Source organism: Haloarcula regularis (assembly GCF_029338315.1).
GTDB classification, from domain to species: Archaea; Halobacteriota; Halobacteria; order Halobacteriales; family Haloarculaceae; genus Haloarcula; species Haloarcula regularis.
Window position 1 is genome coordinate 2469547 of the sequence record NZ_CP119794.1, and the last position, 14163, is coordinate 2483709.

The window sequence follows — 14163 nt, forward strand, 5'->3', positions numbered from 1 at the left end:
GACGGCAGCCTCTCCCTGGCGGGGCCCCTCGCGGAGCGCACGGCTCATCCCGACCCCTCGAACGACGACGCGCCGGTTCGACGCGGGAACTGCTGATCCCACAGGAATCCCCCCGGTGTTGTGACAGATCGGCCACCGAACCGACACAGAACCGACCCACTGGAATTTATGAATCAAATGCCGCACTTCTGTAGACGTTTGTCTACTCTACTGGCCATATCGAAAACGAATGCGGAACACTTACCCGTGTGGTGCTCCCCAGTACAGTTGCAATGGCAAACGGTAAGGTTGATTTCTTCAACGACACAGGCGGTTACGGTTTCATCTCGACTGAGGACGCGGACGATGACGTTTTCTTCCACATGGAGGACGTTGGCGGACCGGACCTCGAAGAAGGACAGGACGTCGATTTCGACATCGAACAGGCCCCCAAGGGCCCGCGCGCGACGAACGTCGTTCGCAACTAACCCCGAGTTCCACCGTCGTCGTCCGACGACGCGGTACGACTCGATTCTTTCGGACGTGAACGCCCCGTAGCCGTCGCTGCGTGGCCTCTCGTTCGTGTAACCTACCCCTCGAGCACTGGCTGGACCGCCGTCGCACCCTGCAGTTCAGCGTCGCCACAGAGCCATCCCCGTTCTCGCCGGATTCGACCGGGTCGAGGCGGCTACTGCTCGTCGCCGAAGCCGACCTCCGCGGCGTCGGCGGCGGCCCGTTCGATGGCCGACTCGAAGTCGAACGCCCGGACCACCTCGCCGTCGCGGACGAGCGGCTCCAGCAGCTCGACGGCGTCGGTCGGCGCGTTCCGGTCGGCCAGGCCGATGTGGTGGCCGCCGTCGGCGGTGCGGTAGACGGCCTTCCGGCCCGTGAGCTTGCCCCGTTTTGCGGCCGGTTCGCCGTCGACCTCGACGATGTCGAGCGCGAAATCGAGCGGGTCGGCGTTCGAGACGTAGCTCCCGACGCCGAACCCGTCGGCGACGTCGCGCAGGGCCCGGAGTTCCCGGGGCCCGAGCCCGCCGGAGACGAAGATGTCGACGTCCTCGTGGCCGTGGGCGTCGAGCGTCCAGCGGACCTCGCGGGCGATGTGTCGGAAGTCGCCCCGGCGGGATCCGGTCGTGTCCAGGCGGACGCCGGTCAGGTCGTCGACGGCCTCCGTGGCCCGGAGCGCCTCGTCGACCTCGTCGGAGTAGGTGTCGACCAGCGCGACGCGGGGCGTCTCGTCGGGGACGGCCTCGTCGAAGGCCCGCCAGGCGGCCTCCTGCTCGCCCCGGCCGAAACAGATCATGAGTGCGTGGGGCATCGTGCCACCGGCGCGCCGGCCGACGGCCTCCTCGGCGGCGACGTTGGAGAAGCCGTCCAGGCCGCCCAGCAGGGCCGCCCGCTCGACCATCGTGCCCAGCGCCGGGTGGAGGTGCCGGGAGCCGAAACTCAGCACCGTCGACCCGGGCGGCGTGGCGGACCTCCAGCGCCCGCGTCGCCACCGCCGTCGGGTGCGAGAGGAGGCCCAGCAGCGCCGTCTCGAGACGACAGAACTCCCGGTAGGGCCCCTCGACGCGCATGACGGGGCCGCCGTCGAACAGCTGCCCTTCCGGCAGCGCGTCGACGTCGACCGCTCGCCCCTCGAACAGCGACGCGGCGTCGGGCAGCCCCGCGAGCAGGTTCCACTCGCCGGTTGGGAACTGGTCCGCGGTCACCTCCGCGACGACCGTCGGGTTCTTGCCGGCGTGTTCCAGGGCCTCCATCGTCCGGTCGAAGTACGCGTCCGTCGCCCGCCCCTCGCGAATCGTCTCTGCCGAGACGATGTCGAACTCCTCGCTCATGGGCGGCCTTCGGACGGAGATTCAAAAAGACGCCCGGTCGGCGGCGGAGGCGGAGTCCGGGCGCGCCGTCACTCGGGGCCGACGAGCGCGTGCTCAGTCGCCGGCGACGATGTGGTCCGTCCGCGCTCCGTCGGTCGACTCGACGAGCGCCTCGCAGATGGCGCTCTTGCGGTGTTCGACCTGGAGGTGGACGTAGACGTCGTTCGTTGACGTTGCTGGCTCCCCGCAGAGCGGGCAGGTCGGCGACGATGTCGTGTTTGCTGTCATGGATTCGATTGTGGACTGCGCTGTCGACTCCCGGCACGGGCCCGGGGCGGGAACCGCGGTCCCGGTCCCGACTGGTCGACCGTGGTCCGACAGGCAACTCTTGTTGGTTCGAATACAAGAATCTGTCCATGAGACGACCGTAGTGCTATGGACCGCTCTGTACCGGCCGCCGTCAGCCGACGGGCCGGTGGATGGCTTCGAGGTCGGCCGCCGTCGGCCCGTTGACGATACGGACGGTCTTCCCCCGGCGGACCACGCGGAAGGCATCGGCGAAGGGGTCGCCCTCGGGGACGACGTAGACGTTCGCCCGCGGACTGGTCGCGCCGCGCTCCTCGACGAGGATGGCCCGGTAGGCCGCAGCGAACTCGCGGGCGTCTTCCTCCGTGTCCCATCTCGTCGTCCAGACGTAGCCGAACTCGCCGTCCCCGTTCCGGTACGGGACGACCGTGTCGCCGCCCCACCCGGCCGAAATCTCGCTCTCGTAACTGTATCTCGAGCTCCGGGTCTGGTTGTTGTGGTACATCGTCGCGAAGATGGAGGCCTCGCCGACGGTGTCGCCCACCGGGTCGTGGTCGAATCGCTCCCACTCGTCGGTCGACCGGTCGCGGACGGTCACCGCGACCGGTTTCTCGTCGGGGTACTTCGCGGGGTGGAGCACCTGCTCGCTGCTGTCGGGCAGGTCGTCGTGAAGCGCGTCGACGGCGTCCCAGCCGCCGCGCTGGCGGATCTGGTGGACGAACGTCGGCCCGGTGGCATAGGGCTGGAAGACGACAGTGAACAGACCGGCGGTGACGCTCCCGCCGCCCCCGCCACTTCGCTCGGGCCGATCGATGCAGCCCCAATTCCCCTCACAGCGCCGTTCGTAGACGGCCTGGACGTAGTTGGCCTCGCCCTCGACGACCCCCTGGCGGGCAAGTTGCGTGTCCTGGGTCTCGGCGGACCCGTTCAGGCCGAACTGCTGGTCCTGCAGGGCGTGGACGAGCTCGTGAGCGAGCGTCGCGCGGTCGATGTGGGGCGTCTCGGTGGGGCTGACGATGACGATGCGGTCCTCGCCCGGCGAGTAGAAGCCCTGGACCGTCGTCGAGAAGGTGTCGTCGATGGCCTCGCTGCTGCCCGCGTCCTCGCCGATGAGCAGGAGCGCCTCCCACACCTGGTCGTTCCATGGGTCCACCGGCGGGCCGGCGGCGCTCCCGTTCCCGCGCGAGCGGTTCCGGTACTCCGCCCGCGAGATGACCTCGACGGGGACCGGGTCGGTGAACTCCCGCTCGCGGATCTGCTCGACCCGGGCCATCGTCCGCGCGGCGACGGCCTCGCGCTCGCTCTCGTTGAGGCCGTCCTCGGTCGTCACCGACACCGGGTCGTCGTACCAGTAGCCGGCCTCCCAGCCCAGCGTGTCGCCGCCGGGCGGGGTGTCGGGGTGGTCCGGCCCGCCCAGGACGGGCCCGCCCTCGAACACCGGTGCGCTGCACCCGGCGAGGACCACGACCAGCGCCACCAGGGCGGCCCTACGCATCGTGAACCCCCTCCAGTTCGTCCTCGGCCGGCGCGTTCACGACGGTCACCGTCCGGCCGTCGACCCGAATCGAGACGACGTCCGCGAACGGGCTGGCTTCCGCCACGACCCAGACGCCGTCGGCCGTCTCCGCGCCGCCCCAGTGGCCGACGATCCGTTCCCAGGCGGCGGCGAACGCGCTGGCGTCGGCCTCCGTCGCCCAGGCCGTCTTCCAGACGTAGGCCGTCTCGGCGCCGCTGGCGTAGACGTGCATGCGGCCGCCGCGCCACCCCTGCGTGGCCGGCAGGTCGTAGTCGTACGGGTCCGTCCGGTCGACCGCCCCGTTCTCGTAGTTCACCACGTCGGTGCGCTGGACGACGGCGCTCCGGTTGTAGTCGTCGGTCAGCGTGTACGCGAGCGAGGCGGTGATGGCCGAGGGACCGACGACGGCGTAGTCCGGGCGCCCGTCGGGCCGGACCCGCGCCCAGTCGTCGCTCGAGCGGTCGGCCAGGTCGACCGACTCGACCTGCCACGCCGGATACCTGCTCGGGTCGATGACCTCGGCGGCACTGTCGGGGGGGTCGTCGTAGGCGTCGTTCACCGCCGCCCACCCGCCCCGTTCGCGCAGCGCCGCGACCAGGCCAGGCCCGTCGCTGTACGGGAAGTACTGGAGGACGTTCAGTCCGAAGTGCTGGTCGCCACCGCCGCCGCCACGCGCGGGCCGTTCGAGACAGTCCCACGTCCCCCCGCAGCGCTCGGCGTAGCGCGCGCCGACCGTCGTGGCGTCGCCCTCGACGAGGCCGTTCCGGCCCTGGGCGGCGTCGCGGGTCCGCGCGTCGCTCGCGAGGCCGAACTGCTGGTCCTGCAGGGCGTGGACGAGCTCGTGGGCGAGCGTCCGTTCGCTGATGCGGGGCGTCGCCGTCTCCGTGACGAGGACGATGGCCCCTGCCGACGGGCTGTAATAGCCCAGCACGCTGGCGCCGAGCTGACGGTCCTGGGCGGCGATGGCGTCCTCGTCCTCCCCGACGAGGAACAGCGCCTCGAACATCGCGTTGTCGAATCGGCTGCGCGTCTCGTCGGCGCTCCCGCCTGACCGGTTGCGGTACTCGGCGCGCGAGACGACGCGCACCGGGACCGACGCCTCGAACTCGAGGCCCCGAATCGTCTCGACGCGTGCCATCGCCCGCGCGACGACGGCGGCCCGTTCCGTCTCGTTGAGCCCGTCCTCGGTCGTTATCGACAGCGACTCGTCGGCCCAGTAGCCGGCCTCCCAGCCCAGGCGATCGGTCTCGGGGTCCGGCCGCGGGTCGTCGCTGGCTGCTGGCGTCTCGGTCGCTGTCGCCGTCGTTCCGGTCTCCACCTCGAGGACGAACGTCTCGGGGGTCGGCGTCCCCGTCGCCCTCTCCTCGCTCGCCCCGTCGCTGGGTGAGGGCGACCCGGGCGCCTGGCAGCCAGCGAGCACCAGACCGAGCGCACAGAGGGCGACAGCGAGAGACAGGCGGCGCATCTATCCTCTCAACGGGTAGCGCGGGGAAAAGTCACACGGGACAACCTTGGTAGGGCTCCCCACCCTACGGTCGCGTATGGAGTTCGACCCAGACAGCACCGCGCTGGTCGTCGTCGACATGCAGAACGGCTTCTGTCACCCTGACGGCAGCCTCTACGCCCCGCCCAGCGAGGACGCCATCGGCCCCGTCACCGACCTGGTCGAGCGGGCGCGGGCGGCCGGCGCGTCGGTCGTGTTCACCCGCGACGTCCACCCGCCCGAGCAGTTCGAGGACGCCCACTACTACGACGAGTTCGACCGCTGGGGCGAGCACGTCCTCGAGGGCTCCTGGGAGGCCGAGCTCGTCGAGGAACTCGACCCCGACACGGCGGACCTGGTCGTCGAGAAGCACACCTACGACGCCTTCTACCGGACCCAGCTCGAGGGGTGGCTCGACACCCACGGCGTCGACGACCTGGTTGTCTGCGGGACGCTGGCGAACGTCTGTGTCCTGCACACGGCCTCCAGCGCCGGCCTGCGGGACTTCCGCCCCGTCCTGGTCGAGGACGCCGTCGGCTTCATCGAATCCGACCACCGCGAGTACGCCCTCGAGCACGCCGACTGGCTGTTCGGCGAGGTGACCGACCGCGAGGCCGTCGCCTTCGCCTGACCGCTACTCGATACTCACCCGGACGCGCTCCCCGACGGACAGGTCGACGCCCTCGCCGACGAGCTTCACGCCGGCCTCGTCCCGGGAACAGAACAGCGCCAGCCCGGTCACCGGGTCGCCGTTCGCGAGGACGGTCACGTCGTCCCAGACGACCGTCCGCCCCTCGGCGGTGCCGACGCGCCGGCCGAAAAGGCTGATCGGCCGGTCCCGCCCGTGCTCGCCCGCGCCGAGGACCCCGCCCCGCTCGTAGTGCGGGCAGCCGCCGTCGAGGACGCCGCCGTCGCCGGTCGCCAGGCCGACGAACCGCTCGCCGGGCGCGGGATGGACTGGCCGGTCGAGTCGCGCCCAGGTCTCGCCGGCCTCGAGCACGGTGCCGGTGCCGTCCCAGGCCAGGGGCTCGACGTCGACGCCGACGTCGACGGGGAGCGAGCCAGCCGCCCGGTAGGGGTTCGCGTCGTGCTCGCGAAAGCCCAGGTGGACGTGGTTCGGGACCCAGGGGGCGAAGAAGCCGGCCCGCACCAGCTCGCCCAGGTCGTCACCGACGTCCACCGCCTCGCCCGCCGCGACGCTCGGATTTACGTGGAGCAGCCGCGCGACGTACTTGCCGGTGTCGACCAGAATCAGGTAGTCGTACTCGGCGGCGTACGGCTGGGGCGGTGCCGTGACCCGCCGCGTCTCCAGCACCTCGCCGGCGACCGGCGAGGGCGCCCGACTGCCCGCCGGGTACAGGTCTATGGCACACCCCTCGTCGTGGGCGGCGAACGGCGAGTTGTACAGCGAGAACCGGTAGTAGCGGTGCAATACGTCCCCGGGGACCGTTACCATCGGTGGGCGTTCGGCGCGCGCCGGCATGTGGCTGTCGCCCGAGGGTTTACATACGAGACCGGGACCAGACCCGCCGTGCGCTGACCGCCACCGCGACGGGGGCAGCGGGAGTGCGACACGTCCCGTCGCGGCCGTCGCGTGTCGCCCGTTAGCGCACCGTGACCGACGGGAGGGTTTTGCCCGCGTAGCGCCTACTGCCCCCATGCGACTCCTCCGTGGCCGGGCCGACGACCACGAGCGCGACTACCGGCGGACCCGCGAGCTGGTCGCCCGGGTCGCCGCGGACCGCGAGCCCGCGCTGCGGGTCTGGACCCCCCACCGGCAGGTCGCCTTCGGCCGCCGGGACCGCCGCGCCGACGGGTACGACCGCGCCCGCGCGGCCGCCACGGAACGGGGCTATCCCGTCCTCGAGCGCGAGGTCGGCGGCCGAGCCGTCGCTTACTCCGGCACCACCGTCGCGCTCGCGCTCGCGGAACCGACCGCCGACGGCCGGGACGGCATCCAGGCCCGGTACGACCGCGTGACCGACGCCGTCCGGGTGGCGCTTCGCGACCTCGGCGTCGACGCCCGCGACGGCGAGCCGCCCGACGCATTCTGCCCGGGCACCCACTCGCTCCAGGCCGACGGCAAACTCGTGGGGCTCGCCCAGCGGGTCAGGCAGTCCGTCGCGCTCACCGCCGGCGTCGTCGTGGTTCGGGACCACGCCGAGATCGCCGCCGTGCTCGACCCGGTGTACGCGGCGCTCGACGTCTCCTTCGACCCGGACTCGGTGGGCAGTATCGCTCGTGCCGGCGGCGACGACGACCCGGCGACGGTCCGTCACGCGCTCGAGGACGCGCTCGTCGGCGAGGCGACCGTGCGCATCGAGCGTATCCGGGACACTTAGGAGTCACCCCGGCCGACCTGGGGGTATGCTCATCCGCAACGCGACGCTCCCCGACGGCCGCCAGCGCGACGTCAGGGTGCGCGGCGAGACCGTCGCCGAGGTCGGTCGCGACCTCTCGCCCGCCGACGAGGAGGTCATCGAGGCGACGGGCCAGCGACTGTTCCCCGGCATGATCGACGTCCACGTCCACTTCCGCCAGCCCGGCTACCCCCACAAGGAGACCTGGGCCTCGGGCTCGCGGGCCGCCGCGGCCGGCGGCGTGACCACCGTCGTCGACCAGCCCAACACCGACCCGCCGACCGTCGACGGCGAGGCCTTCGACCGGAAGGCCGAGTTCGCCGCCGACTCGCTGGTCGACTGGGGGATAAACGGCGGCGTCACCGTCGACTGGGTGCCCGAGGATCTCCTCGAGCGGCGACTCTTTGCCCTCGGTGAGGTGTTCCTGGCGGACTCGACCGGCGACATGGGCATCGAGGCCGACCTCTTCGAGGACGCGCTCGCGGCCGCCACCGAGCGCGACGTGACGGTGACGGTCCACGCGGAGGACGCCGACTACTTCAACCAGGATGCGACGGCCCGCGACGACGCCGACGCCTGGAGCGCCTACCGAACCGCCGAGGCCGAGGCGAAGGCGGTCGAACGGGCCTGCCGGGTCGCCGCCGACCACGACGCCACCATCCACATCGCCCACACGTCCACGCCGGAGGGCATCGACATCGCGAGCGAGGCGGGGATGACCACCGAAGTGACGCCACACCACCTCCTGCTCTCGCGGCGCGACCTCTCGGACCTCGGGACGCTCGGTCGCATGAACCCGCCGCTCCGGCGTGAGAAGCGCCGGCAGAAGGTCTACGACCGGGTCGCCGACGGCACCGTCGACATGATCGCCACCGACCACGCGCCCCACACCCGCGCGGAGAAAGACGCCAGCATCTGGGACGCCCCGTCGGGCGTGCCGGGCGTCGAGACGGCGCTCCCGCTCCTGCTGGCCGAGGCGGCCGACCCCGACACGCCGCTCACCTACGAGCGGGTCCGGGACCTCACGGCCGCGAACCCGGCTGCGGTGTTCGACGTCCCCCAGAAGGGGGCGATCGAGCCCGGCAAGGACGCCGACCTCGTGCTCGCCGACACCACCGAGACGACCGAGATCCGCGCGGCCGAACGCCACACCGACTGCGGGTGGACGCCCTTCGAGGGCTTCGACGCGGTGTTCCCCGAGTGGACGATGGTCCGCGGGACGGTCGTCTACGAGCGCGACTCCGGGGAAGACGTCTTCTACGACCATCAGGGGGAGAACGTCCGGGACGCCGACGCGGAACTCCTCTAGGCGTCGCCGTCGACGCCGAACTCGTGGCCGCACTCGGGACAGGAGATCTCGTCGTGGCGCAGCGCCGCGGAGTGTTCGCGGACCTCGCGCATCACCGTCGAGATGCGGTCCTCGGCGTCCATCTCGTCCTCGACGGCGAGGTCGACGCCCTCGACCTCGAGCAGGAACTTCGCGACCTCCGTCGCCTCGTACATCACGTCGTCCAGTTCCTCGGCGGTGAAGAAGTCACACATCGCCCCGTAGAGGAAGGTGGCGCCGGCCTTGCGGACCTTCTCCTCGAAGGCCGCCCGGGCCTGGTTGACCGCCTGTGGCGTGTACGTGTCGGTCATGAACGGGACCAGTTCGGGGAGGTTCTCGCCGATCTTGGTCATCTCGACGCCGGTCTCGGTCCGGAAGTCAGCACACAGGCGGGCGATGGCCCATTCGCGGGCGGTGATGTAGGTCCGCTCGCGGAGGAACTCGTTGGCCCGGTCGTAGGTCCCGCCCTCGATCTTCTTGAACCGGTCGTACTTCCGGACGTCCGGCGGCAGGTCCGGGCCGGCCGCCTCGCCGGCGTCGGTCGCACCGCCGTCGTCCCCCTCGGGGTCGTGGGGCTGGACCACCCGGGTGGGCTCCTCGCTCGTCGCGTCTGTCTCCGCCTCGTCGGTCGGTGCGCCCTCGGTCATAGCCATCTCTGCGTGCCCGTGGCTGTAAAACGTGTCGCCGGCGGCGTCTGTGCCCCGTGCCGGGTCAGGTGGCTTTGAGCGGCCGTGGCCATACGCCAGATATGAAGATACTGCTCGGTGTGGGCGGGAGCGAGCTGTCTTACCACGCCCTGGACGAGACAATCGAGCGGGCCGACGAGGCCGGCGACGACCTGACGATCGCGATATTCGACAGCGAGGAGGTGGAGACGACGCTCGAGGAGATTCAGGAGCGCGTCGAGGAACGCCTGGCGGCGACCGGCTTCGACGCCGACGTCCGCCACATCGAGAGCGACCAGCCGGGTGGTGAACTGGTGGAGCTGGCCGAGAGTGAGGGCTTCGACCGCATCGTGCTCGGGGGCGGGAAGCGCTCGCCGCTCGGCAAGATCCAGCTCGGCTCTATCGTGGAGTTCGTCCTCCTGAACGCACAGACCCCGGTGACGTTGATTCGATGACGCTGGACTACCCGGAGGAGCCGGCGGGCGACTTCCCGCCCCCTCCACGGACGCTGACGGACCGCGAGGGCCGCGAGCTAATCTACACGGCCGCGGACGAGGGCGACCGCGAGGCGCTCGTGGCGATGTACCTGGAGTTCGACCCGGCCGACAGGGCCCAGGGGATTCCCCCGGTCAAGGAAGACGCCATCCGCGACTGGCTCGACTCGATCCTCGAGTCGGACTGTCTCAACGTCGTCGCCCGACACGACGGCGACGTCGTCGGGCACACGACGCTGGTCCCCGACCGCCACGGACAGAACGAACTGGCCATCTTCGTCCACCAGGACTACCAGGGGGCCGGCATCGGCACCGAGCTGGTCAAGACGCTCCTGGGGCTGGGTCAGGAACACGGCATCGAGAACGTGTGGCTCACCGTCGAGCGCTGGAACGACCCCGCCATCGCGCTGTACCGGAAGGTCGGGTTCGAGACCAACAACTCCGAGCGCTTCGAGCTCGAGATGACGATACGGATCTAGACCGACAGGACGGGCTGGCTGGCGTACTCGAGGACGTACTGGGCGGCCCGGCCGATGGCCTCCTCCCCGCCCCGCTCGCGCGGGACGACGACGAAGTCGGCGCCGATGTCCTCCGCGACGTCGAGCACGACGCTGCCGGGCGTCTGCAACAGGCGCCCCTCCGAGAACGCTGTGGCCGTCGACGTCGTCAGCGCGCCGTCGGCGTGGTCGAAGGTCTCGCGGACGTGGCGCGTGAACGACCGGTGGTCTTCGGCGATCTCCGCGGGGTCAACCCGACCGGCGTCGATGTCCCGGCGCAGGCGTTCGTCGAGGACGAACAGCACGTGCAGGTCGGCCTCGTAGCGCTCTGCGACCGCGATGGCGTACTCGGTGGCCCGCTCTGACTGCTCGCTACCGTCGACCGGGACGAGCACGAGGTCGATGTCCATCACCCACCTCTGGGACCGGGCCGCTCAAATCCACCGAGGGACGGCCCCGGACCGGGCGGCTTTTTGGTGGTCCCGGCGGTAGGCCGGCGTATGTTCGATACGGTGGTCATCGCGACCGACGGCTCGGGGAGTGCCCGGCGGGCCGTCGAGGCCGCACTCGACCTCGCCGCGCGGTTCGACGCGACAGTCCACGCGCTCTACGTCGTCGACGAGCACGAGGTCGAAACCACGCCCGAGGAGGTCCGCGAGGCGCTCGAGCGCGCGCTGGCGACGACCGGCGGGCGCGCCCTCTCGTTTGTCGTCGAAGCGGCCGAAGACGAGAGCGACGAGGAGCTCGTCACGGCCGTCCGCCAGGGGACCCGGCGACCGAGATCGTCGCGTACGCCGAGGAGCACGACGCGGACGTCGTGGCCACCGGGACCCGGGGCCGCCACGGCGAGCACGCGTTCCTGCTGGGGAGCGTCGCCGAGCAGATCGTCCGCCGGGCGCCGATGCCCGTCCTCACTGTCCGCCAGCTCGAGGGCGAACCAAACGCCGAGCGCCAGGGGACGTAGGGACCCGACGGATTCTTGCCGGTGCCGGTGCTTGCAGGCGCATGGATGATTATCTCATCGACGACGAGCGACTCTCGCTTGGCCGCAAGTCCGTCCTCCCCGGCGAGGGCTTCTTTTTCCCCGACTCCTTCGAGGAGGAGCAGGCGGAGGCCGAGGCCCGGGGGATACTCGAGGGCGCCGGCGTGGTGGTCGTCGCCGACCCCGACGCCGACGGCCTGGCCTGTACCGCACTGATTCGCGAGGCCCACGGCGAGGGGGCGCTCCTCCCGGCCGGCCCGCACGACCTCCAGGAGGCGCTGGCCTGGACCGCCGAGTACGCCGAGTCCGACGCGACGGTCTACGTCTGTGACCTCTGTCCCGACAGCGAGTCCGACCTGGGGGCGCTCGAGGACCTCGTCGACGCCGTCGAGCGTCTGGTCTGGTTCGACCACCACCAGTGGACCGACGACCTGGGCGCGCTCGTCGACCGCACCGGCGTCGAGCGGACCGTCGGGGACAGCGAGGCGGTCTGTACGGCCGACGTCGCCCTGGCCGAACTCGACTACGACTTCGACGAGCGGTGGGCCGACCTCGCCGCCGTGACCCGGGACCACGATCTCTGGATACGCGACGATCCGCGCAGCGACGACCTGGCGGACTACGCCTACTGGTCGGAGCCCGAGGAGTACATCGGGACGGTCGCCGAACACGGCGCCGACCTCTCGCCCGAGGTCCACGAGTTCCTCGCCGAGAATCGCGTCGAGAAGGAGGCGCTCATCGAGAAGGCCGTCGACCGCGCGGAGCTGCGCGAGGTCGGCGAGTGGACCGTCGGCGTCACCTACGGCCGCTGTTCACAGAACGAGGTCGCCGAAGCCCTGCGCGAGCAGGGTGCCGACGCCGCCGTCATCGTCAAGCCCGCCGGCTCCGCGTCGATCCGCGGGACCGAGAACTTCGAGCGCGCCCACGAGGTGGCCCAGCAGGTCAACGGCGGCGGCCACCCGAAAGCCGCGGGCTGTAAACCGGACATCTACGACGACATGCTGGACTACGCCCACCACTGGACGACGCAGGGTGCGGTGGCGAAACAGGCGATCGTGGACGCGTTCAAGCGATTACCCGAGGAGGACGACGAGGGCGTCGACACCGAGCGGTAGCGGGCGCGAGCGAAGTGAGCGGTTTTTTCGCCCACGTTTTTGCGGTGAGTGGTGCGTGCGGGTTGCGCACCCGAACTGCAAAAAGGTGGACTCGGACGACGCAGGGTGCGGTGGCGAAACAGGCGATCGTGGACGCGTTCAAGCGGTTGCCCGAGGAGGACGACGAGAGCGTCGACACCGAGCGGTAGCGGGCGCCCCCCTCACGATTCGACGACCCACTTGTCGGAGTACCGCTCGCCGCAGGCACAGACCGCGTAGGCGTGGACGACGTCGCCCTCGGCGTAGAGCCCGCCGACCTCCTCGTTTTGCGCCTCGGCGAAGGCGAAGACGAACCGCGTGGTGTGGTCCGCGTCCGGTTCCTCGTCGGCGACGGGGCAGTTCGCGCCCGTCAGGTCGTCGTGGACGACGCCGTCGGTCTGCATCGCCTGCTGGGCCAGCCGCATCGGGTCGATGCCGGTCGCCGACTGGAACGCGCTCCGGCCGTCGTCGCCCGGGAGGACGAGCACGAGGCCGTCGTCGACGGACTCGGCGTGCCCCGCGAGCGCACCGGGGTTCGAGACGGCGTCCTCGTGCAGAAAGAAGAGGACGTCGTCCGGGCGGTCGCCGGCGAGGAACTCGCTGTGCTTGCTCATGCTCGCTCCGAGTCGCCGCCGACGCAAAAGTGACCCGCTCTGGGGCGCGACACCCATCGTTTTGGCCCTGCCGCCCGACGTGTCACCCATGGCAGACTTCCGCCAGTACGTCACCGACGTCGTCCACGAGGAGACACAGACCGACAGCCCGGGCTTTGACCTCAGTGTGGCCGCCGTCTACGAGATAACGGACCCCGGCCGCATCGATTTCGGCGGCGGCGAGCTCGAGGCGGCGACGACGGCGCTCCACGAGACACACACGCGAAATCCGGACGACGACTACGAGTGGTGGACGCTCCGGGAGGGTCAGTACCTCATCGAGTACAACGAGGCGCTGACCGGCGCGGCGACGGTCACCCTCCAGCCCCGGACCGAGCTCCTCGAACGCGGCGGCTCGCACCCGACGCTCCACGTCGAGACGCTGCCACGGGTCCCGCTGTCGGTCGGCGGTTCGGGGCTGAAACTCAAGGAGAACGCGCGGGTCAGCACCATCGTCGACGCCGAGGCGTGACGGGTCTCGGGGCGTGACAACGCCCGTCGTGCCCGCGAGGACGGTTCGATGCGCTTTTGCCTCGCCGTCGAATGGACACAGGTATGGCAGAGTTCACGGTCGCCGTCTCCGACCCGGAGAGCGGCCACACCTACCAGATCGACGTGGACGGACAGGACGCGAACCGGTTCATCGGCCGCGAGATCGGCGAGGAGGTCGACGGCGGCGCCGTCGGCCTCTCCGGCTACACGCTCGAGATCACCGGCGGCTCGGACACGGCCGGCCGCCCGATGCGGCCAGACGTCCGCGGGACCGCCACGAAGGCCATCATGTCCGACGGCGGCGTCGGCTTCGCGCCGACGGCCGACGGCGAGCGCAAGCGCATCACCATCCGCGGGCGCGAGGTCGGCGACGAGACCCGCCAGATCAACGCCAAGATAGCGTCCCGCGGCAGCGGCGACGTCGACGAACTGCTCGGCGACGACGACGAGTAACGA

At 70.8% G+C, this 14163-nt stretch carries 17 protein-coding genes and 2 pseudogenes; 11 read left to right on the top strand and 8 right to left on the bottom strand.

Going from position 1 to position 14163, the window contains the following annotated elements; all coding sequences use genetic code 11:
• The first annotated feature begins 272 nt into the window (after positions 1–272).
• The gene (locus P1N55_RS13295; RefSeq protein ID WP_276276025.1) at positions 273–467 is read left to right on the top strand and encodes a cold-shock protein; all 195 of its coding nucleotides are present in this window, start codon (positions 273–275) and stop codon (positions 465–467) included.
• A 200-nt stretch (positions 468–667) separates the two neighbouring features.
• Here P1N55_RS13295 and P1N55_RS13300 read toward each other — a convergent pair.
• The 4 genes and pseudogenes from P1N55_RS13300 to P1N55_RS13315 all read right to left on the bottom strand — a co-directional run bounded on the left by P1N55_RS13300 (position 668) and on the right by P1N55_RS13315 (position 5086).
• Positions 668–1820: pseudogene (locus P1N55_RS13300) on the bottom strand (nicotinate phosphoribosyltransferase).
• Positions 1821–1913: 93 nt separating this feature from the next.
• Entirely contained in the window at positions 1914–2087 is a 174-nt protein-coding gene (locus P1N55_RS13305; protein ID WP_276276026.1) for a hypothetical protein, read from the bottom strand.
• A gap of 172 nt (positions 2088–2259) precedes the next feature.
• Complete coding sequence (locus P1N55_RS13310; RefSeq protein ID WP_276276027.1) at positions 2260–3600, bottom strand: Hvo_1808 family surface protein; 1341 nt, start codon at positions 3598–3600, stop codon at positions 2260–2262.
• A complete protein-coding gene (locus tag P1N55_RS13315; protein ID WP_276276028.1) occupies positions 3593–5086 on the bottom strand; it encodes an Hvo_1808 family surface protein in 1494 nt (497 codons plus the stop codon). The genes P1N55_RS13310 and P1N55_RS13315 overlap by 8 nt, the downstream gene beginning before the upstream one ends.
• A 76-nt stretch (positions 5087–5162) precedes the next feature.
• On the opposite strand from P1N55_RS13315, the gene P1N55_RS13320 reads away from it, so the two are divergent.
• Positions 5163–5735, top strand: coding sequence for a cysteine hydrolase family protein (locus tag P1N55_RS13320; protein ID WP_276276029.1), 573 nt, complete (start codon positions 5163–5165; stop codon positions 5733–5735).
• Positions 5736–5738: 3 nt separating this feature from the next.
• Here P1N55_RS13320 and P1N55_RS13325 read toward each other — a convergent pair whose 3' ends face one another.
• The gene (locus P1N55_RS13325) at positions 5739–6560 is read right to left on the bottom strand and encodes a hypothetical protein (RefSeq protein WP_276276030.1); all 822 of its coding nucleotides are present in this window, start codon (positions 6558–6560) and stop codon (positions 5739–5741) included.
• Between the two features lie 202 nt (positions 6561–6762).
• Here P1N55_RS13325 and P1N55_RS13330 point away from each other — a divergent pair, with 202 nt between their 5' ends.
• Positions 6763–7446: a lipoate--protein ligase family protein gene (locus P1N55_RS13330; protein WP_276276031.1), complete on the top strand. Its 684-nt coding sequence runs from the start codon at positions 6763–6765 to the stop codon at positions 7444–7446.
• Between the two features lie 25 nt (positions 7447–7471).
• Entirely contained in the window at positions 7472–8773 is a 1302-nt protein-coding gene (locus P1N55_RS13335; RefSeq protein WP_276276032.1) for a dihydroorotase, read from the top strand.
• On the opposite strand, the gene P1N55_RS13340 is transcribed toward P1N55_RS13335, so the two are convergent.
• Positions 8770–9438 carry a DUF5806 family protein gene (locus P1N55_RS13340; protein WP_276276033.1) on the bottom strand — a complete coding sequence of 223 codons (669 nt, stop codon included), beginning with the start codon at positions 9436–9438 and terminating at the stop codon, positions 8770–8772. The two genes, P1N55_RS13335 and P1N55_RS13340, sit on opposite strands and share 4 nt — an antisense overlap.
• A 101-nt stretch (positions 9439–9539) precedes the next feature.
• Between P1N55_RS13340 and P1N55_RS13345 the strand changes: the two genes are divergently transcribed.
• Together P1N55_RS13345 and P1N55_RS13350 are read left to right on the top strand one after the other, a co-directional pair.
• The gene (locus P1N55_RS13345; RefSeq protein WP_276276034.1) at positions 9540–9911 is read left to right on the top strand and encodes a universal stress protein; all 372 of its coding nucleotides are present in this window, start codon (positions 9540–9542) and stop codon (positions 9909–9911) included.
• Entirely contained in the window at positions 9908–10429 is a 522-nt protein-coding gene (locus tag P1N55_RS13350) for a GNAT family N-acetyltransferase (RefSeq protein ID WP_276276035.1), read from the top strand. The genes P1N55_RS13345 and P1N55_RS13350 overlap by 4 nt, the downstream gene beginning before the upstream one ends.
• On the opposite strand, the gene P1N55_RS13355 is transcribed toward P1N55_RS13350, so the two are convergent.
• On the bottom strand, positions 10426–10857 hold the full coding sequence (locus P1N55_RS13355) for a universal stress protein (protein ID WP_276276036.1): 432 nt from the start codon (positions 10855–10857) through the stop codon (positions 10426–10428). The two genes, P1N55_RS13350 and P1N55_RS13355, sit on opposite strands and share 4 nt — an antisense overlap.
• Before the next feature lie 90 nt (positions 10858–10947).
• On the opposite strand from P1N55_RS13355, the pseudogene P1N55_RS13360 reads away from it, so the two are divergent.
• From P1N55_RS13360 to P1N55_RS13370, 3 genes and pseudogenes are all read left to right on the top strand, one after another.
• A pseudogene (locus P1N55_RS13360) lies at positions 10948–11411 on the top strand (universal stress protein).
• A 41-nt stretch (positions 11412–11452) separates the two neighbouring features.
• Complete coding sequence (locus tag P1N55_RS13365) at positions 11453–12544, top strand: DHH family phosphoesterase (protein ID WP_276276037.1); 1092 nt, start codon at positions 11453–11455, stop codon at positions 12542–12544.
• A gap of 44 nt (positions 12545–12588) precedes the next feature.
• Positions 12589–12732 carry a hypothetical protein gene (locus P1N55_RS13370; protein ID WP_276276038.1) on the top strand — a complete coding sequence of 48 codons (144 nt, stop codon included), beginning with the start codon at positions 12589–12591 and terminating at the stop codon, positions 12730–12732.
• Positions 12733–12744: 12 nt separating this feature from the next.
• Here P1N55_RS13370 and P1N55_RS13375 read toward each other — a convergent pair whose 3' ends face one another.
• Positions 12745–13176, bottom strand: a complete 432-nt coding sequence (locus P1N55_RS13375) for a DUF5807 family protein (RefSeq protein WP_276276039.1) — start codon at positions 13174–13176, stop codon at positions 12745–12747.
• Between the two features lie 88 nt (positions 13177–13264).
• Between P1N55_RS13375 and P1N55_RS13380 the strand changes: the two genes are divergently transcribed.
• Together P1N55_RS13380 and P1N55_RS13385 are read left to right on the top strand one after the other, a co-directional pair.
• The gene (locus P1N55_RS13380) at positions 13265–13687 is read left to right on the top strand and encodes a dCTP deaminase/dUTPase family protein (protein ID WP_276276040.1); all 423 of its coding nucleotides are present in this window, start codon (positions 13265–13267) and stop codon (positions 13685–13687) included.
• 83 nt (positions 13688–13770) lie between these two features.
• The gene (locus P1N55_RS13385; RefSeq protein WP_276276041.1) at positions 13771–14160 is read left to right on the top strand and encodes a 30S ribosomal protein S6e; all 390 of its coding nucleotides are present in this window, start codon (positions 13771–13773) and stop codon (positions 14158–14160) included.
• Positions 14161–14163: the final 3 nt, after the last annotated feature.